This is a genomic window from Streptomyces sp. NPDC018031, from assembly GCF_044327625.1.
Lineage (GTDB): Bacteria > Actinomycetota > Actinomycetes > Streptomycetales > Streptomycetaceae > Streptomyces.
Genome location: NZ_JBIRFT010000008.1, coordinates 213505 through 232410, shown reverse-complemented (window position 1 = coordinate 232410; position 18906 = coordinate 213505). Strand labels below are relative to the sequence as shown.

Sequence of the window (18906 nt, the reverse complement as noted above, 5' to 3'; positions counted from 1 at the left end):
CGGGTCGGACCCGTCCGGGGCCGGCCCGGGTCCGGAGCCCGGGCCGGAGGACCGCCGGAGTCAGGAGCCGCGGGGCGAGCGTCCCGGCCTCACCCCCGAGCAGGGTCCGGATGACCCAGATGGCGCTGGGCGAACGCGATCTCCAGCCGGAGCTGCTTGATCCGTTCCTCGACCACGAGGGAGCCGTGCCCCGCGTCGTAGCGGTACACCTCGTGCGGGGCGCCGCGCCGCTCCAGCCGGGCGACGTAGTTGTCGATCTGGCGTATGGGGCAGCGGGGGTCGTTCACTCCGGCGGAGATGTAGACCGGCGCCCGCACCTGGTCCACGTAGGTCAGCGGAGAGGACGCCTCGAACCGCTCCGGCACCTCCTCCGGGGTCCCGCCGAGGAGCGTGCGGTCCATCGCCTTCAGCGCCTCCATCTCGTCGTGGTAGGCCGTGACGTAGTCGGCCACCGGCACCGCCGCCAGGCCGGCCGCCCAGGCCTCCGGCTGGGTGCCCAGCCCGAGCAGGGTGAGATAGCCGCCCCAGGAGCCGCCCGCGAGCACCAGGCGCGCCGGATCGGCCAGCCCCGACTCCACCGCCCACTCCCGGACGGCCGCGATGTCCTCCAGCTCGATCAGGCCGACCCGGTGCTTGAGCGCGTCCGTCCACGCCCGCCCGTACCCCGTGGAGCCGCGGTAGTTGACCCGCACCACCGCGAAGCCGTGGTCGACCCAGGCCGCCGGTCCCGCGGCGAACGCGTCGCTGTCGTGCCAGGTCGGGCCACCGTGGATGTCGAAGACGGTCGGGAACGGCCCCGTACCGGCCGGACGCTGCACCAGCGCGTGCACCCGCCCGCCGGGCCCTTCCACCCAGACGTCCTCCACCGGGACCGAGCGCGGCGCCGTGAACCCGGGGGGATCCAGCACCACCCGGCCGGTGGTCGACCGGACCTGCGGCGGCTCGGCGGCCGAGGACCAGAGGAACTCCACCGTGCCGTCCGGCCGGGCGGTCGCCCCCGACACGGTCCCCACCGGGGTCTCGACGCGGGAGAGTGCGGCGGTGGCCAGGTCGTACCGCCACAGTTCGCTGCGCGCCTGGTAACCGTGCTCGATCAGCAGCGCCGAGCCGTCCGGGTACCACTCGGCGCCGACGTCGCCGGGCAGGTCGATGGCGAGCGCGGTCTCCTCGCCGGTCAGCGGGTTCCACACCATCGGCTCCCAGCGTCCGCGCCGCTGGTGGCCGATGAGCAGCCGCGCGTCCCCCGCGGACGGCGCGAACCCCATGACCGACAGCCCCAGTTCCTCGCTGCCGCCCTTGGTGTCGTCCAGCTCGGCGACGGGGGTCCCGTCCAGGCGCACCACCCGGACCGCCGAGTGCATCGCGTCACCGTGCTCGGTGTGCTCTATCGCGATGAGCGTGGCGTCCCGGGAGAGGTCGCCGACCCCCGCCGACTCGCGGTGCCGGTAGATCTCGCGGGGCTCGCCGCCGGGCGGCACCACGTGGATCGTGGACCCGTGCTCGTCGGTGGACCGGCCGACGACCGCCGTACCGTCGTGTCCCAGGGCGAGGCCGGCCGGGTAGGAGGGCGCCAGGCCGGGGGTGGCCGGTTCGTCCCCGCCGCCCTTCTCCCCGCCGGAAGCAGCCCCGGGGCCCCCGCCGGCGTGCCCGTCGACGCTCTCGGCGGTCCGGGTCCCGGCGACGTTGCCGTGCTCCGTCCCCGTCCCGGCGAGGCTGTCGTGCCCCGTCCCCGTCCCGGCACCGGCACCGGCACCGGCACCGGTGTCCCGGCGGCCGCGGAACGGCTGCCGCATCCATATCCCGAACTCGTCGCCGTCGGTGTCCGAGAACCACCAGATCCACTCGCCGTCCGGGGACAGCACACCACTGGTGGTGCCGTTGGGGCGGTCCGTCACCTGCCACTGCTCACCGGTCGCCCGGTCCCACGCGTACAGCTCGTACGTGCCCGTGGCGTTCGATACGAACAGCGAGCGGTCCGGGGCGTCCTCCGCCCATTCGGGCAGCCCCACCCGCGGCGCCCGGAAGCGCTTCTCCCAGTCCGGCATGGACTCCGTGAACTCAGCCATGCCCCCCATTCTGCGCCGACGCGCGCACAACCCGCTGGTGTCGCCCGATACCTGTGGATAACCTCCGGCACATGCACCGACCTGGGCCCCCCGACGACCGGCGCGACCCGGACCGAGCGCAGTGGGACACACGGGTGCCTCCCGGACCCTTCGAGCCTCGGCGGAGAGGCCCCGCACACCCCGCCGGCAACCCCGACGACCCCGGCGACCCCCACGTCCCTGGTGACCCTCGCGAGCCTTGTGCCCCGGAGGCCTTCCGCCGCGGCGAGGACGGCCTTCATGACTTCGAGCGCGCCGAGGTGGGCGACGTCACCGGCCGTACGCTCCTCCACCTCCAGTGCCACACCGGGGTCGGCACCCTCTCCTGGGTCCGGCACGGCGCCGCGCAGGTCGTCGGTCTCGACGTCTCCGAGCCGGCCGTCGAGGCGGCCCGCGATCTCGCGGCCGACCTCGGACTGGGCCCGGACCGCGCCTCGTTCGTGGCCGCGGACGTCCACGACGCCGCGGAGGCGGTGCCGGACTCCCGTTACGACATCGTCTACATGGGCGCGGGCGGGCTGGGCCGGCTCCCCGACCTCCGGCGCTGGGCCGAGACCGCGGCCCATCTGGTGGCGCCCGGCGGCTTCCTCTACCTCGCCGAGTTCCACCCGGTCACCGACGTCCTCGACGACGAGAGCGGCGCGCGGATCGTCCACGACTACTTCAGCCGTGAACCGTGGGTCGACGAGAGTCCGGGCCCGGACACCGACCTCGACGCGGTGACGGCCGGAAGCCGGGACCACCGGTGGCAGCATCCGCTCGGCGACGTGGTGTCCGCGGTGGCGGGCGCCGGGCTGCGCGTCGAGTTCCTGCACGAGCACGACGTCACGCTGTTCCAGCGTTTCGCCTGCTTGTGGCACGGCGGCGACGGGTATTACCGCCTGCCGCCGGACCGGCCGCGGGTCCCTCTGATGTACTCGCTGAAGGCCACCCGCCCGTAGCCGTGGACCGCGGGCAGCGCACCGCGGGTCCGCTGCCGCTCGCAGCGACCCGCTTCCTACCGGTCAGGCGGCCTCCGCTGCCCGTCGGCGGGGCGTCCGCCGTCCGCTCCACCGCCGGTGGCAGGAGCTTCGGCGGGGAGAGGTCACGGTCCGCCGTGTGGCGCGGTGGCGGCCGCCCCGGGACTCCGTCGTCCCGGGTGGTTCCCGGAGGTCTCCCGGGCGCGCGCCGCCGGGCGACCCGGTACGGCCGGTCACTTCAGCAGCAGCGGCAGCGCGTCCACGCCGTAGACGATGGACAGCTTGCGGAACGACAGCTCCTCGGGCGCGACCGCCAGCCGCATCTCGGGGAATCGGCGGACGAGGGCGGGCAGCGCGGCGCGCAGTTCCATCCGGGCCAGTTCGGCGCCGATGCAGCGGTGGATGCCGTGGCCGAAGGCGAGATGGGACGGGCCCTCCCGGTAGGGGTCGAATCGCTCCATGTCCGGGCCGAGCGCGTCGTCGCGGTTGGCGCCGCTGAGCGAGCAGAGCACGAAGTCGCCGCGGGAGATCTTCGTGCCGGATATCTCCATGTCCTCCTTGGCGAACCGCGGGAACGCCACCTGGACCACGGTCAGGTAGCGCAGCAGCTCCTCCACGAAACCGTCGACCGCCGTTTCGTCGTCGCGGAGCGCGGCGAAGTGCTCCGGGTGCTGCAGGAGGACCAGCGTGCCCAGCGCGATCATGCTGGCGGTGGTCTCCAGTCCGCCGGTCAGCACGCCGTCGGCCAGGCCGGTCAGTTCCTCGTCCTCGATGTCGTCCCCGTGCTCGCGGACGATCATCCCCAGCAGCCCGTCGCCGGGGTTCTCGCGCTGCTTCTTGACGATGTCGCGGAGGTACGACAGCGAGTCCGAGATGACGCCGAAGGGGGCCCCGGCGCCGTCGAACAGGTCGAAGCGCGCGGTGCTCAGGCGCTGGAACTCCTCCCGGTCCTCGTAGGGCACGCCGAGCAGCTCGCATATGACCAGCGAGGGGATCGGGAAGGCGTACTCCTGCACCAGGTCCACCGGGCCGTCGGCCGCGGCCATGGCGTCGAGCCGTTCCTCCACCAGGGTGTGGATCCGCGGAGTCAGCCGGTTGAGGCGGCGCATGGTGAACTCCGGGGTCAGCAGGCGCCGCAATCGGGTATGCGTCGGTGGATCGCTGAAGCCGAGGCCGCCGGGATTCTGTTGCGCGGAAATCCCGGCATTACCGGCGATATTGGTGAAGTCAGTACTGAAATCGGTGGCCTTGCCGAGCACGGCTTTCGCTTCCGCGTGCCCGAGGACGAGCCATCCGGTCATGCCGAAGGGCAGTGACAGCTTGCTGATCGGTTCCTTGGCGCGGCGCTTGGCGAGCGCGGGCACCGGATCCACGCCTTCGCGGCGCAGCGGCATCAGCGTGGACTCCGGCAGAAACGACATCTTGGACAGGTCCAGGCCGTTTCGCTGAATGCGCGAAAAATACTTGCGCCCGAGCCAGGCGACGATGTTTGAGCGGAGATTCGACATGGGCGCAATACTGCCTGCCGTGGGTCGCGGGTCGTGACACGGCCCGGTTGCGATCAGGTGTTATACGCCACATGTGCCCCAGGGGCCCGTCCTGGTGCGTCGCCGGGGCTCCATCGGCCGCCAGTCCCGGCCCGCTCGCCCGCCCTTCTGCCACGGCTGTTCCACCCCGCACACCCCCGCGCGTGGGGCTCGGCCTCATGCCCGCGCCCGCGCCGCCGTCGGCGCCCACCCGATCCCGCACCCGGGTCTCCGCCGCCGGTGCCCGTCCATCCCACGGATCGGCTGCGGGGGGGGGGGGGCACCCGGCCCGGAGCCCCGGCCGGGCGCTCGGCGAGGGGGCGGCGTCGGTGGACGGCGGCTCCGGCGACGTCGACGGACGCCGGGCGGCGCCCCTGGGGGTGGCCCTGGCGGCTCCGGCGGCGGTGACCTCGACGGACGCCCCTGCGGTGCCCACGGCGTGCGCGGGGCGGGCCGGCCTGGCGGCGGGCGCCCCGTGTGGCGGACCTCCGCCGCTGCCTGGCGGAGCGTCAGTTTCCATAAGAAAATCAGACCATCTGACGCACAAATCGACGTCCGCGAACGCTAGATGGGCAGAGGACGTAAACAGCGTCCCCTCGGGGCCGGGACGGGGCGGCCCCGCGTGACGATCAGAAGGACAGCGAAGTCCGGTGAATTGTGAACTCGTAGGGACCCTCGTCGCCGCCGCGCTCGCCGTGCGGGTGTTCGGGAGTGACCTTCTTCCCCTGCCGCGCCCCGGCGCGACCGCCGGAGCGCGCGGCGGAACCTCCGGGCCGCGCGGTGGTCGAGGTGAGGAGGCTCGGTGACCCGGGACCATCTGCACCGCCGCGCCGTGCGACCGCCGGCCGGAGAGCCGGCCGAACTCCCCGCGGACTTCCGCGCGTTCCACGAGATCCACCGAGGCGCCTATGTCCACCGTGCCCAGACCATCCTGAACAACCGGGCCGACGCGGAGGAGGCCGTGGACGCCGCCTTCGAGCAGCTCGCCCTCTGCTGGCCCCGGGTGCTGCGGATGGAGAACCCCGCCGCGTACGCCTGGACGGTGATGAAGAACCGGGCGCTGGACCTCGCCCGGGCGCGCGGGCGGCGTCCGTACGTCCTGGAGGCCGCCGCGTTCGAGACCATCGCGCTGCGCGACGCGATCGATCCCATCGGGCAGTTCGAGGAGAGCCTCAGCCTCTGCCAGGCCGTCCGGGAGCTTCCCGAACGCCAGCAGGACGTGATCATCCTGCTGTACTTCCGCGGCTACAGCCCCGCTGAGACCGCCCTGCACCTGGGTATCACCCCGGCCGGTGTCCGCTCCATCGCCCGATCGGCCCGCCGGGCCCTGCACGAGGCCCTGGACTGCAAAGGAAGTGCTGATGACCGCGCACATTGACCGCCTCCTGGCCCGCGCGCTGGTCGGCACCGCACCGCCGACCGACATACCCGCCGCGGAGACCCGTATCGCCGCCCGCCTGGCCGCCGGCCACCCGCGGGGCCGTGTCGAGTGCGGCGACGACGCCGCGGCCGGTGAACCGTCGGCGGTGCCCGCGGCCCCGGCACAGGCACCCGTCCCGTACGGCCCGCGGGTCCCGGAACGGCTACCGCGCGGCGAGCCGGCGCCGCCTCCCCCAGGCGAGAGCGCACCGAGCCCGGGCGCCCGCCGCGTCGGCGATGCGCAGGAGCCGGCGGACGCACGGCAGGCCGAAGCGGCCGGCCGCATGGCGAGCGATCTGCACACGCTGTGCGAGGCGATCATCGCCCGCCCCGGTGCCCTGACGCTGCTCCAGGACCTCTTCGCCCGGCGCATCCTCGAACCGCCGGGTGCCCGTGTGCTGGGCTGCGTGCTGCGGCTCGCGTCACACCCGGACTGCGCACAGTTCTGGTGGCAGTTCGCCGCCGGCGCGGGCGACCCCGCGGCCGCCTACTGCCTCTACCTCCACCACATGGCCCTCGGCGAGGACGCCCAGGCGCACGGCTGGCTCAACTGGTGGCACGAGGAGGCATGCGCCCAGGCCCCACCGGTCACCGACCCGCTCCACGAGGACGCCCCCACCGACCACGAGATGGCGATCGCCCTGCGGGTGCTGCGCGGGTTCAACAAGGGACGGGACCTGTCACCCTCGGTCCAGGCGGTGCTCGCGTACGTGCCGCAGGCCGTGGACTACCGGGACGACCTGGAACTCGACCTGCCGCTGCCGGAACCCGGTTTCGCCGCCCGGATCGAACACCTCGCCGGTCCGGTGCTCGCGACCGCCGGCGGCGGCGCGGCTCGGCCCCGGCATGAACTGCTGCCGGAACGCCGCACCTGCCACCGTCCTCCCACACAGCGGAAGAACGTCGAGGTGAGCTGGGACTGGTGCTCCACCACCACCGTCTGAGGGTCCGGTGCGGCCCTGCCGGCCGGCCGGGATGCGAGCCTCGGTCGGCCGGGCGCCCCAAGGCCCGCGGGTTCACCGCCAGTCCGGGCCGACCCGGTCCGATCCCGACCTGGTCCGATCCCGACCTGGTCCGGACCGGCCCGGGATCGATCCGATCCGGACCGGGCACGAAAGCCGGTGCCGTGGTGCGTCCGGGCGATCTTCCGGGGAATGCGTCAGGGGCCTGACCCGCTCTCGCGGATCAGGCCCCTGACCTGGTGTTCCTTCAGTCGGGGTGGCGGGATTTGAACCCACGACCTCTTCGTCCCGAACGAAGCGCGCTGCCAAGCTGCGCTACACCCCGAAGCAACGAGCTCTACTTTAGCCCACGAGGCGCTGGAGACGAAATCCGGTTTCGCGGGGACGCTCTCGCAGGTCAGCCGCCCCTGCCGGGGCCTGGTCGCGGGAGCCGTCACGGAGCCGCCACGGGGCGGGCGCCCCGCCCCGCCGCGCACCGTGGGCGGGCCGGACGGGTGAACGTGCGGTCGGCCATGAGCCGTCGGCCCGGACGGGGGATGCGGGGCCGGGCCGGCGCCGGGCCGGGTCCGAGCGGCGTCGGGAAGGGCGGCCTGGAGAACGGTTGGCGTGGGCGGGGTCGAGGCGTCGGACGGAGTGCGGGGCGTGCGTCCTGGTACCGCCCCGGTTGCGCGCGGTCCGGCCGGGGCGTGGGTCGGGCCTGGGGGAGGCGCACGGGCCCGGGGGCGGGGTGATCCACTCGTGGGAGCGAAGGTCAGCCCGCAGCGGTCCGGTGAAGGTCGGCCCGCAGCGGTCGGGCGAAGGCCGGCCGTGGCGAACGTCGGTCCCACGGGAGCGAGCGCGTCGGCCCCACGGGAGCGAGCGCGTCGGCCCGCGGGAGGGGTGCTGTCCTGCGGGACGGAAGGCCGGTCCCGCGGGAGGCCCGAGACCATCCCGCGGAGCCAGCGGCAGCGGCCGGTCCCGCAGCGGCCGGTCGCAGGGGTCGGCGCCGTGGAGTCAGGCGCCGTGGAGTCAGTCCCTGGGGGTCAGGGTCAGCAGGGTCGCCTCGGGCGGGCAGGCGAAGCGGATCGGGGTGTACCGGTTGGTGCCGCAGCCCGCCGAGACGTGCAGGTACGAGGTGTGGCCCCCGGCCTGGTGGGTGGAGAGGCCCTTGACCCGGTCGGTGTCGATGTCGCAGTTGGTGACGAGCGCCCCGTAGAAGGGGATGCACAGCTGCCCGCCGTGGGTGTGCCCGGCGAGGATCAGCGGGTAGCGGTCGGCGGTGAAGGCGTCCAGCGAGCGCAGGTACGGGGCGTGGACCACGGCGAGCGAGAAGTCGGCGTCCGACTCCGGGCCGCCGGCGACCTCGGCGTAGCGGTCCCGCTTGATGTGCGGATCGTCCAGGCCGGTGAGGGCGATCTCCAGGCCGTCCAGTTTCAGACGTCCGCGGCGGTTGGAGAGCCCGACCCAGCCCGCGGTGTCGAAGGCGTCCCGCAGTTCCTCCCACGGGTTGTGGACGGCCCCCACCGCGGGCGGGTTGCCGTTCAGCCCGTGGCGGCCGCTGGCCTTCTCCAGCAGGTAGCGGGCCGGGTTGCGCAGCTTGGGGCCGTAGTAGTCGTTGGAACCGAAGACGTACGTGCCGGGGAACTCCAGGAGCGGGCCCAGCGCGTCCAGCGTCTCCGGCACACCCTCGGGGTCCGAGAGGTTGTCACCGGTGTTGACCACGAAATCGGGGCGGAGCCCGGCGAGGGACTGCAGCCAGCGCTGCTTCTTGCGCTGACCGCTGACCATGTGGATGTCGGAGACCTGGAGCACGCGCAGCGGGCGCATGCCGCGCGGGAGGACGGGAACGGTGACCCGTCGGAGCCGGAAGGAGCGGACTTCGAATCCGGCGGAATAGGCGAGGCCGGCGGCGGCGACCGCCGTGATTCCCAGAGGTACTCCGTATCGCGCGCGCATGCGTCCCATCGTCGCAGACACCCGGCGGGGACAAAATCTTCGGGTCATTACCGGCCAGGGCTGGCAGACTCGACCTCATGACCACGCTCAAGTCCAGGCTTCAGGACGACCTCACCGTTGCGATCAAGGCGCGCGACGAGCTGCGCTCCTCCACTCTCCGGCTCACCCTCACCGCTGTCCAGAAGGAGGAGGTCGCGGGCGACACGGCTCGTGAGCTCTCCGACGCCGAGGTGGAGAAGATCATCGCGCGTGAGGCGAAGAAGCGCCGGGAGGCGGCCGAGGCGTTCGCCCAGGGCGGCCGGCCGGAGCAGGCCGAGCGGGAGCGGGCGGAGGGCGAGGTGCTCGCCGACTACCTGCCGAAGCAGCTCACCGACGAGGAGCTGGACGCGCTGGTGGCCGAGGCGGTCCGGGAGGCCGCGGCGGCCGGGGCGGAGGGCCAGCGGGCCATGGGCGCCGTGATGAAGATCGTGAACCCGAAGATCGCGGGCCGCGCCGAGGGCGGCCGGGTGGCCGCCGCGGTGAAGCGTCACCTGGCGGGCTGACCGGTTCCTTGCCGGGGCGTCCCGGATTTCCGCGGTAAGCGGGTCCCGACGGGGGCCGGTCCGGCCGGAGGCAGGTCCGGTCGCTGCTGATCCGGCCGGTCCAGCCGGTCTGTCCGGTCCGTCCGGTCCGGGTGCGGCCGCTGCTGGTCCTGCCGGCCCCGTTCCCGGCTCTATCGGTGCTGGTCCTGCCGGTGCCGGTGCCCGTCCGACCGGTGTCGGTCCGACCGGCCCGGCCGCTGCCGGCCTGGCTCGGGCGGAGGGCGGAGTGGTTGGTCGGGTGGCACCGCTGCTGATCACCGCGGGCGCCGGCCGCTTCCGGACCGCCCGGCCCCCTCTCGCCAGAGCCATCGGCCCTCTCCCGGCAGTCCGGCTCGGCCCGACCCCGCCGGGGCCGCCCCGCACCTCCGAGGCCGGTCGGGCTCCCCCGGCCTGTGGCAAGCGGCCCGGGCCCGAGCCAAGCCCAGCCCCCCGGAACCGGCGCAAGTCGAGCGGCCCGAACCCGAGGCAAGCCCAGCCCCCCGAACCCGGCACAAGCGGAGCGGTCCGAACCCCGGGACAAGCCGAGGGGCCCGGACCCCGGGACAAGCCGAGCGGCCCGGACCCCGGGACAAGCCGAGCGGCCCGGGCCGGCTGATCGCCGGTCCGGGCCCCTCGTGGTCTGCCGGGGTCGCGGTGTCGATCGCGACGCCTCCGCTCAGGGGCGGCGGCCGCCCCAGCCGTTGCCGTTCCGGCCGCCGGTGTCCCCGATGCCGCCGAGGTCGCCGGTGTCCCAGCCGCCGGCGTCCCAGCCCCCGGTGTCGCCGCCGCCGACCAGGTCCGGCGGGATGGTGACGTCCGGCCAGGGGCTGCTGGAGTTCCCGCCGTTCCCCGGGCCGCCGCCGGGCTTGTCGTCCCCGCGGTCCGGGTCGGGCCGCTTGGCCGGGTCCTTTATCGGCACGGTCGGCAGGCCCGGTGCCGGCTTGCCCTCCAGCGCCCCGGCCATGGCCTCCCGCCAGATGGGTCCGGGCACCTCGCCGCCGAAGACCTTGCCGTAGGGCGTGCCGCCGATGGAGATGTCGATCATCTTGCGCTTGTGCTCGGGGTCGCCGACCCAGACCGCGCCCGCCATGTTGGGGGTGTAGCCGACGAACCAGGCGGCGTAGCGGAAGTCGGTGGTGCCGGTCTTGCCCGCGCTGGCCCGGCCGCCGAGGCCGGCCTTCTTGCCGGTGCCGTCCTCGACGACGCCTTTGAGGAGGGTGTTGATGGTGCGGGCGGTCTTCTTCGACATGGCCTGCTCACAGGAGGTCTTGGGGACCTCGAGCCGCTTGCCGCCGGGGCCGGTGATGGCCTCGATGGCGACCGGGGTGCAGTGGACGCCCTCGTTGGCGAAGGTGGCGTAGGCGTTCGCCATGGTCAGCGGGGACATCTCCTGGCTGCCCAGGGTGATGGACGGGACCTGGTCCATCTTCCTGCCGTCCGCCCGGTCCACGCCCATCTTGTGGGCGAGCGTGGTGACCGGGCACACCCCGATGTCGCTGATCAGCTGGACGTAGTAGGTGTTGACCGACTTGGCGGTCGCCTCCTGCATGCTGTACGGGCCGACCTCGGAGCGGTTCTCGTTCTCGGCGGTGTCGGCGCCGCGCCATGAGCCCTCGCAGGTCTCCACGGGGCTCGGGTACTTCATCTTGTACGGCGCGGGATACGACTTGGTGGGCTTGGTGCCCCGCTCCAGCGCCGCGGCCGCGACGATCGGCTTGAACGTCGACCCCGGCTGGTAGCCCTTGCCGCCGCCCATGTCCTCGTCGACGGAGAGGTTGATCTGGGTCTGGTTCTCCTTGAAGCCGTACGGCCGGGACTGCCCCATGCCGACGATCCGGCCCGTGCCGGGCTGGACCAGGGTGACCGCGGTGGCCACCTCGTCGTCGGCGTACACCTTGTCCGCGATGGCCTTCTGCACCGACTTCTGGGCCTGCGGGTCGAGCGTGGTGCGGATGGTCAGGCCGCCCCGGTTCCAGCGCTTGACCCGGTCCTCCCGGGTCTTGCCGAAGACGGGGTCGTTGAGGAACACCTTGCGGACGTAGTCGCAGAAGAAGCCCGCGCCGTCGACGGCGGTGATGCAGCCGTTCTCGGGCTTGCTCACCTTGAGGCCGAGCGGCAGCTTCTTGGCCCGGTCCGCCTCCGCCTGCGAGATGTCCTTGACCTCGGCCATGCGCTGCAGCACGGTGTCGCGGCGCAGCTTGGCCTCCTGCGGGTCGTTGACCGGGTCGTAGCGGCTCGGCGACTGGACCAGACCGGCCAGCAGCGCGGACTCATGGACTTCGAGGTCCTTGGCGTGCTTGCTGAAGTAGCGCTGGGAGGCCGCCTCGACGCCGTACGCCTGCTGGCCGAAGAAGGTGATGTTCAGGTAGTTCTGCAGGATCCGCTTCTTGCCGAGTTCCTTCTCGACCTGGATGGCGTACTTCAGTTCCCTGATCTTGCGGCCCACCGTCTGCTGGGTGGCCTCGGCGACCTTTTCGGCGTCGTCGCCCGCCTCCTCCACGAAGACGTTCTTCACGTACTGCTGGGTCAGGGTGGAGGCGCCTTCCGAGACCCCGCCGTCCTGGGCGTTCTTGTTGATCGCGCGCAGTACGCCCTTGAGGTCGATCGCGCCGTGCTCGTAGAAGCGCGCGTCCTCGATCGCGATGATCGCCTGCTGCATGGAGGGGGCGATGTCCTTGAGCGGCACCACGGTGCGGTCGCGCGAGTAGACCTTGGCGATCTCGCCGCCCTTGGCGTCGAGGATGGTGGTGCGTTCGCTGAGGGGCGGTGTCTTGAGGTTGGCCGGGATCTCGTCGAACTCCTCGACGGTGCCCTTGGCCGCGAGGCCGAGCGCGCCGACGGCCGGCAGCGCGAGGCCGGCCAGCACGGCTCCGCTCAGCACGCTGACGCCGAGGAACTTCGCGGCCTGCTGTGTGGTGGAGAGGCCCCCGCCCGAGCGCTTCTTACCCATGGGGGCAGCCTACGTGGCGAATCGCCGGACAGGGGGGCAGGTGTTCGCATACGCTGTTTCGAGCCAGCCCCCGATCCGGGGTTCCGCACCATCTCCGTAGTCACTCCAGTGAGTGATGAGACATGCCCGCTTTGGTGGTTTTGTCGAGAGATGGTCGTTGCGGGTGGGGTGATCTGCCCCGAAACGCCCGAGAAGTCTGCTATGCCGTCAGCTCACTCCGTTGGGTGATCTGCCGCGTACGCATAGTCCGTTCGGGCCATTCAAGATTGGGCCCGCAGGGGGTGTTGCACCCTGTCCACCTTCCGTAACGTCCTCAACTGGCGACGGTGAATATGCCGTTTGTCGCCGTGGGGGAGCCTCAATTCGGGAGAGGACGGCACCAGCATGGGCTGGGTTACCGACTGGAGTACGCAGGCAGCCTGCCGCACCACGGACCCGGACGAACTGTTCGTCCAGGGCGCGGCGCAGAACAGGGCGAAAGCGGTCTGTACGGGATGTCCGGTGCGCACCGAGTGCCTCGCCGACGCCTTGGACAACCGGGTGGAGTTCGGCGTCTGGGGCGGTATGACCGAGCGGGAGCGGAGGGCGCTGCTGCGCCGCCGTCCCACGGTCACCTCGTGGCGGAGGCTCCTGGAGACCGCGCGCATCGAGTACGAGCGCGGCGCGGGCATCCTGACCGTCGAGGACGACGAGGAATTCGGCAGCTACGCCGCCGCGGGCTGAGAGCGCGGCGGACGCGACGGCGCCGCGATCGCCCAGGCGGTCCCGGGTGCCCGGCCGAGCGGGCCGCGCCACGGGAGACGGCCGAGCGGGCCGCGCCACGGAGCCGGCCGGGTGGTACGAGCGGTTCCCGGTCGCGCCGTGCGACGGCGGTCGGGTCCGCGGTGGCCGGAACGGCACGTCCGCCGGGCGTCCGGTGGACCGTCCGGGACGCGCCGGTGTGCCCGCCGGTCCGCGTCCGCGTCCGCAGGTGGCACAGGCCGCGGTCTCCCGCGCCCATGGGCCGGCTCCGCCTGCCGAAAGCCGGCTCCGGCCGGGCCGGACGGAGCCGCTGCCGACGGGCCTAGCGGCTAGCCGGCCACCGTCTGCACGGCCGGCGGGAGGGCGAGCCGCTCTCCGACCGCCCGCAGCCCCGCCAGGTCGTGCACGTCACCGGGGAGCGCGGCGACTTCGGCCACCGGTACCTCGGGGTGGAGCGCGGCGAAGCGGTCCCGGGTGCGCTGTTCGCGCGCGAGCACCTGCATGCGCTCGGCATGCAACCGCAGGAGCCCCGCGGCGAGCTGCTCCGCTGACGTGGGGGAGTCGTCGTCGGGAGCGGCGACCGGACCGGGGATCCGTTCCGGAGCCGAGGAGCTTTCTCCTTCAACCTTCCCGGAATCGCGATCGACAATGCGTCCTTCGGCAAGATTTTCCGCGTCGTCGGCCCCCACGGCCTCTCCGGCGCCTTCGGTGCCGGTGGCGGCTCCGGACTCCCCGGCCGCGGGGCGGTCCCCGTCCGGCCGCTCGGCGTCCTCGACCGGATGCTCCATCAGCATCTCGGCCGCCGCGAGCGCCCGTTCGGCGGACAGCTGGGCGGCCCCGCTGCCGTGCACCCGGTTCAGCACCAGCCCGGCCAGCGGCATCCGGTCGGCGGCCAGCCGCTCCACGAAGTACGCGGCCTCCCGCAGCGCGTCCCGCTCCGGCGCGGCCACCACCAGGAACGCCGTGCCCGGTGCCTGGAGCAGCCGGTAGGTGGCGTCGGCGCGGGTGCGGAAGCCCCCGAACATGGTGTCCATGGCCGCCGCGAACGTCTGTACGTCGCGCAGCAGCTGACCGCCGAGCAGCTTGTTCAGCGTCCCGTTGACCATCGACATGCCGACGTTGAGCATCTTCAGCCCGGCCCGGCCGCCGACCTTCGCCGGCGCGGTCAGGATCCGGATCAGCTTCCCGTCCAGGAAGGAGCCGAGACGTTTCGGCGCGTCCAGGAAGTCCAGCGCGGAGCGGCTGGGCGGGGTGTCGACGATGATCAGGTCCCACTCGTCACGGGCCCGGAGCTGCCCCAGCTTCTCCATCGCCATGTACTCCTGGGTGCCCGCGAAACCGGCCGACAGCGACTGGTAGAACGGGTTGGCCAGGATGGCGCGGGCCCGCTCGGGCTCGGCGTGCGCCTCGACGATCTCGTCGAAGGTGCGCTTCATGTCGAGCATCATGGCGTGCAGCTCGCCGCCCGCCGAGGCGTCGATCCCGGGCACCGCGCGCGGGGTGTTGTCGAGCTGCCCGATGCCCATCGACTGCGCCAGCCGCCGCGCCGGGTCGATGGTGAGGACCACGACCTTGCGGCCGCGCTCGGCGGCCCGTACCCCCAGCGCCGCGGCCGTCGTGGTCTTGCCGACCCCGCCCGAGCCGCAGCACACCACGATGCGGGTGTGCGGATCGTCCAGCAGCGCGTCGGCCTCCAGCCGGGGTGCCGCGTCCATGCTCATGCCGCCCCACCTTCTCCCGCTTCTCCCACTACTCCCGCGCGGCCCACCCGCGCCGGGCCGGACCCGTCGCGTGGACCGCGCGGACCGGGTCCGCGGCCGCCCGGGACGGCGCTCCGGCCGCCACCGCCGAGGACGCCCCTCATGACGGCCACTGCTTGCGCAGGTCGGCCGCGAGCCGGTACAGCCCGGCCAGGTCGACGCCGTCGGTGAGGAGCTCCAGCTCGTGGGTCGGCAGCTCCAGACGGCCCAACTCGGCGCGCTGCGACCGCTCCAGCGCCACCCGTTCGGCGTGCTCACGGGCCTGCTCCAGCAGGGGCTCGACCAGCCGCTCGGCGTGCCCGCCGCGCCGCGCCCCGCCCAGGCCCGCGGCGGAGAGCGCCTTGGCGACCGCGGCGCGCCGGCCGTTCGCCACCGCGTCCACGGCCTCGGGGCCGAGGATCGCGGGCCGCACCATGTTGATGACCACCGCGCCGGTCGGCAGCCCCGCGGCGCGCAACTCGGCGATGCCGTCCGCGGTCTCCTGGACCGGCATCTCCTCCAGCAGCGTCACCATGTGGACGGCGGTCTCCGGCGACTTCAGCACCCGCATCACGGCCTGCGCCTGATGGTGTATCGGGCCGCTCCGGGCGAGCCCCGCCATCTCGTCGTTGACGTTGAGGAACCGGGTGATCCGGCCGGTCGGCGGAGCGTCCATGACCACGTAGTCGTAGACGAACCCGCCGTGGCGGTGCTTGCGGCGCACCGCCTCGCACGCCTTGCCGGTCAGCAGGACGTCCCGCAGCCCGGGGGCGATGGTGGTGGCGAAGTCGATCGCGCCGATCTTCTTCAGGGCCCGTCCGGCGGAGCCCAGCTTGTAGAACATGTGGAGGTAGTCGAGCAGCGCGAACTCGGGGTCGATGGCGAGCGCGTACACCTCGCCGCCCCCCGGCGCGACTGCGATCTTCCGCTCCTCGTAAGGCAACGCCTCCGTCTCGAAGAGCTGAGCGATGCCCTGTCGGCCTTCGACTTCGACCAGCAGGGTGCGCTTGCCCTCACCCGCGAGGGCCAGCGCGAGTGCGGCGGCGACCGTGGTCTTGCCGGTTCCGCCCTTGCCACTGACGACATGGAGCCTGCTCACATGGCGGAGCCTAACCAGTCCCCGGACGGAGTACGCACCAGCCCCCGGGATGAGAGGCATTACAGTCAGCACCATGACCAAGTGGGAATACGCGACCGTGCCCCTGCTGGTGCACGCGACCAAGCAGATTCTGGACACCTGGGGCGAGGACGGCTGGGAGCTCGTCCAGGTCGTGCCGGGTCCCAACAACCCCGAGCAGCTGGTGGCCTACCTCAAGCGTGAGAAGTCCGCATGAGCGCGGTCGACAGGAAGCTCGCCGAGCTGGGGCTGAGCCTGCCCGAGGTGGCCGCTCCGCTGGCGTCCTACGTGCCGGCCGTCCGCAGCGGCGCGTACGTCTACACCGCCGGCCAGCTGCCGATGGTGCAGGGCAAGCTCGGCGTGACCGGCAAGGTCGGCGCCGAGGTGACCGCGGAGGAGGCCAAGGAGCTGGCCCGGATCTGCGGGCTGAACGCCCTGGCCGCCGTGAAGTCCGTCATCGGCGACCTGGACCGGATCGTGCGGGTGGTGAAGGTCGTCGGCTTCGTCGCCTCGGCGCCCGACTTCACCGGCCAGCCCGGTGTCGTCAACGGCACGAGCGAGCTGCTCGGCGAGGTGCTCGGGGACAAGGGCATCCACGCGCGCAGCGCGGTCGGGGTCACGGTCCTGCCGCTGGACGCCCCGGTCGAGGTGGAGATCCAGGTCGAGGTCGCGGACTAGCCGGACCGTCCGCGGGGCGGTCCGGCGCGGAGCGCGGCCGCCCCGGCCGGCGGCGGAGGCCCGCCGGAACCGGGCACGGGAGTGCCGCGGGGCGCCCGCCTCGGCAGCCGCCCCGCGCCATGCGGGGCGGGACCCCCTCGAACATCCGCGCGCAAACGCATAGCATCCGGCCATGTCGTCCACGTCGTCCACGACCCCTGGGACCAATGGCCAGTGGTATCCGCCCGAGTGGCCGGACCGTATCCGGGCACTCGCCGACGGTGAGCTGACCCCGGCCGCCCCGCGCGCCGCGGCCACCGTGCTGCTGCTGCGGGACGGGGCCGCCGGTCCCGACGTCTACATGCTGCGCAGACGCGCCTCCATGGCATTCGCCGGAGGCGCGTACGCGTATCCCGGCGGGTCCGTCGATCCGCGGGACGAGGGCGAGGTGGCCTGGGCCGGGCCGTCCCGGGAGGTGTGGGCGCGCCGGCTGGGGCTGGGTGGCGACACCACGGCGGCCCAGGCGGTGGTGTGCGCCGCGGTCCGGGAGACCTTCGAGGAGGCGGGCGTGCTGCTCGCCGGGCCCACCCCGGACACCGTCGTCGCCGACACCACCGGCGCCGACTGGGAGGCCGACCGGGCCGCACTGGTCGCGCGGGAACTGCCGTTCGCCGACTTCCTGCTCCGCCGCGGGCTGGTGCTCCGGTCCGACCTGCTGGGTGGCTGGGCGCGCTGGATCACCCCCGAGTTCGAGCCGCGCCGCTACGACACCTGGTTCTTCGTGGCCGCGCTGCCGGCGGGGCAGCGCACCCGCAACGCCTCCACCGAGGCGGACCGGACGGTGTGGATCCGGCCGCAGGACGCGGCCGGCGGCTACGACCGTGGCGAGCTGCTGATGATGCCCCCGACCATCTCCACGCTGCGCGGGCTGTGCGCCTACGGCACGGTGGCCGAGGCGCTGGCCGCGGCCGATGCGCGGGACCTGGCGCCGGTGCTGGCCGAGGCCCGGCTGGTCGACGGCGAGCTGGTGCTGAGCTGGCCCGGGCACGACGAATTCACCAAGCACATCCCCAGCGGAGACGAGCACGCCACCGGGGGCACCGGACGCGCCGTCCACGATCGGGAGAGCGGCGCCGGAGACCGGACGCGCGCCGCCGGGGGCGGAGGGAACGCATGACGTACGCAGCCGCACTGCCGGGACAGCCCCGGGGCGGCCCCATCGCGGGGCCCGCCACCGACCGGGCGGTGTGCGTCCTGGCCCCCAACCCCTCGGCGATGACACTGGACGGCACCAACACCTGGATCGTCGCCGAACCGGACTCCGAACTGGCCGTGGTGATCGATCCCGGGCCGCTGGACGAGGGCCACCTGCGGGCGGTGGTGGAGACCGCGGAGCGGGCCGGCAAACGCGTCGCGCTGACCCTGCTGACCCACGGCCACCCCGACCACGCGGAGGGCGCGGCGCGCTTCGCCGAACTCACCCGCACCCGGGTGCGCGCCCTGGATCCGGCGCTGCGGCTCGGCGACGAAGGGCTCGCGGCCGGCGACGTGGTCACCACCGGTGGCCTGGAGCTGCGGGTGGTCCCCACGCCCGGGCACACCGCCGACTCGCTCTCCTTCCACCTGCCCGCCGACGCCGCGGTGCTCACCGGTGACACCGTGCTCGGCCGGGGTACCACCGTCGTCGCCCACCCCGACGGGCGGCTCGGCGACTACCTCGACTCGCTGCGGCGGCTGCAGTCGCTCACCGTCGACGACGGGGTGGACACGGTGCTGCCGGGCCACGGGCCGGTGCTGAACGACGCCCGGGGCGCGATCGAGTTCTACCTGGCCCACCGGGCGCACCGGCTGGCCCAGGTGGAGACCGCGGTGGAGAGCGGCCACCGGGAGGCGTCGGAGGTGGTGGCGCACGTCTACGCGGACGTGGACCGCTCGCTCTGGCCGGCCGCGGAGCTGTCGGTGCGGGCGCAGCTGGAGTACCTGCGGGAGCACGGTCTGATCTGACCGGGGTCCGCCGGGCGGGGGCGGCCCCGCCCGTCCGGACCGCCGGCCCGTCCGGGGGCCGGCCCCTTCGTCTTCCCGGGGCGGACGTCCCTCCGTGGTGCCCGGCGCACGGCGGCCGCGGGGCCCGGGCGCCCGGACCCCGCCGCGGCCGGCCCCATGGCCCGGCCGGAGCCGAGGGAGGGCCCGCGGGCGACGCCGGGCCGCCGGGTGCGGGCTGCCGGGTTGCGGACCC

15 protein-coding genes and 1 tRNA gene are annotated in these 18906 nt (G+C 73.5%); 9 read left to right on the top strand and 7 right to left on the bottom strand.

Features of this window, described 5'->3' with window-relative positions; all coding sequences use genetic code 11:
- Window positions 1-89: 89 nt before the first annotated feature.
- A complete protein-coding gene (locus ACH4B3_RS20605; protein WP_398464565.1) occupies window positions 90-2066 on the bottom strand; it encodes a prolyl oligopeptidase family serine peptidase in 1977 nt (658 codons plus the stop codon).
- 71 nt (window positions 2067-2137) lie between these two features.
- On the opposite strand from ACH4B3_RS20605, the gene ACH4B3_RS20600 reads away from it, so the two are divergent.
- Window positions 2138-3046 carry a class I SAM-dependent methyltransferase gene (locus ACH4B3_RS20600; protein WP_398464563.1) on the top strand — a complete coding sequence of 303 codons (909 nt, stop codon included), beginning with the start codon at window positions 2138-2140 and terminating at the stop codon, window positions 3044-3046.
- A 251-nt stretch (window positions 3047-3297) separates the two neighbouring features.
- On the opposite strand, the gene ACH4B3_RS20595 is transcribed toward ACH4B3_RS20600, so the two are convergent.
- A complete protein-coding gene (locus tag ACH4B3_RS20595; protein ID WP_398464561.1) occupies window positions 3298-4572 on the bottom strand; it encodes a cytochrome P450 in 1275 nt (424 codons plus the stop codon).
- An 820-nt stretch (window positions 4573-5392) separates the two neighbouring features.
- Between ACH4B3_RS20595 and ACH4B3_RS20590 the strand changes: the two genes are divergently transcribed.
- Window positions 5393-5968, top strand: coding sequence for a sigma-70 family RNA polymerase sigma factor (locus ACH4B3_RS20590; protein ID WP_398464559.1), 576 nt, complete (start codon window positions 5393-5395; stop codon window positions 5966-5968).
- Complete coding sequence (locus tag ACH4B3_RS20585; RefSeq protein WP_398464557.1) at window positions 5952-6953, top strand: hypothetical protein; 1002 nt, start codon at window positions 5952-5954, stop codon at window positions 6951-6953. The genes ACH4B3_RS20590 and ACH4B3_RS20585 overlap by 17 nt, the downstream gene beginning before the upstream one ends.
- Window positions 6954-7222: 269 nt before the next feature.
- Here the strand turns inward: ACH4B3_RS20585 and ACH4B3_RS20580 are convergent.
- Window positions 7223-7296, bottom strand: a tRNA-Pro gene (locus ACH4B3_RS20580).
- Between the two features lie 683 nt (window positions 7297-7979).
- Window positions 7980-8906: a metallophosphoesterase gene (locus tag ACH4B3_RS20575; RefSeq protein WP_398464555.1), complete on the bottom strand. Its 927-nt coding sequence runs from the start codon at window positions 8904-8906 to the stop codon at window positions 7980-7982.
- A gap of 77 nt (window positions 8907-8983) precedes the next feature.
- Between ACH4B3_RS20575 and ACH4B3_RS20570 the strand changes: the two genes are divergently transcribed.
- On the top strand, window positions 8984-9448 hold the full coding sequence (locus ACH4B3_RS20570; protein ID WP_398464553.1) for a GatB/YqeY domain-containing protein: 465 nt from the start codon (window positions 8984-8986) through the stop codon (window positions 9446-9448).
- A gap of 694 nt (window positions 9449-10142) precedes the next feature.
- Here the strand turns inward: ACH4B3_RS20570 and ACH4B3_RS20565 are convergent.
- Entirely contained in the window at window positions 10143-12416 is a 2274-nt protein-coding gene (locus ACH4B3_RS20565; protein WP_398464551.1) for a transglycosylase domain-containing protein, read from the bottom strand.
- 384 nt (window positions 12417-12800) lie between these two features.
- Between ACH4B3_RS20565 and ACH4B3_RS20560 the strand changes: the two genes are divergently transcribed.
- Window positions 12801-13139 (top strand): WhiB family transcriptional regulator, encoded by a 339-nt coding sequence (locus ACH4B3_RS20560; RefSeq protein WP_398464549.1) that lies wholly within the window; start codon window positions 12801-12803, stop codon window positions 13137-13139.
- 347 nt (window positions 13140-13486) lie between these two features.
- On the opposite strand, the gene ACH4B3_RS20555 is transcribed toward ACH4B3_RS20560, so the two are convergent.
- Both ACH4B3_RS20555 and ACH4B3_RS20550 read right to left on the bottom strand, forming a co-directional pair.
- Complete coding sequence (locus ACH4B3_RS20555; protein WP_398464547.1) at window positions 13487-14878, bottom strand: ArsA family ATPase; 1392 nt, start codon at window positions 14876-14878, stop codon at window positions 13487-13489.
- Window positions 14879-15017: 139 nt separating this feature from the next.
- A complete protein-coding gene (locus tag ACH4B3_RS20550) occupies window positions 15018-15995 on the bottom strand; it encodes an ArsA family ATPase (RefSeq protein WP_398464545.1) in 978 nt (325 codons plus the stop codon).
- A 73-nt stretch (window positions 15996-16068) separates the two neighbouring features.
- Between ACH4B3_RS20550 and ACH4B3_RS20545 the strand changes: the two genes are divergently transcribed.
- From ACH4B3_RS20545 to ACH4B3_RS20530, 4 genes are all read left to right on the top strand, one after another.
- The gene (locus ACH4B3_RS20545) at window positions 16069-16230 is read left to right on the top strand and encodes a DUF4177 domain-containing protein (RefSeq protein ID WP_075033571.1); all 162 of its coding nucleotides are present in this window, start codon (window positions 16069-16071) and stop codon (window positions 16228-16230) included.
- Window positions 16227-16691 carry a RidA family protein gene (locus ACH4B3_RS20540; RefSeq protein WP_398464543.1) on the top strand — a complete coding sequence of 155 codons (465 nt, stop codon included), beginning with the start codon at window positions 16227-16229 and terminating at the stop codon, window positions 16689-16691. Before ACH4B3_RS20545 ends, ACH4B3_RS20540 begins: the two co-directional genes overlap by 4 nt.
- Window positions 16692-16863: 172 nt before the next feature.
- Entirely contained in the window at window positions 16864-17847 is a 984-nt protein-coding gene (locus ACH4B3_RS20535) for an NUDIX hydrolase (RefSeq protein WP_398464541.1), read from the top strand.
- On the top strand, window positions 17844-18674 hold the full coding sequence (locus ACH4B3_RS20530) for an MBL fold metallo-hydrolase (RefSeq protein WP_398464540.1): 831 nt from the start codon (window positions 17844-17846) through the stop codon (window positions 18672-18674). Before ACH4B3_RS20535 ends, ACH4B3_RS20530 begins: the two co-directional genes overlap by 4 nt.
- The last annotated feature ends 232 nt before the right edge of the window (window positions 18675-18906 follow it).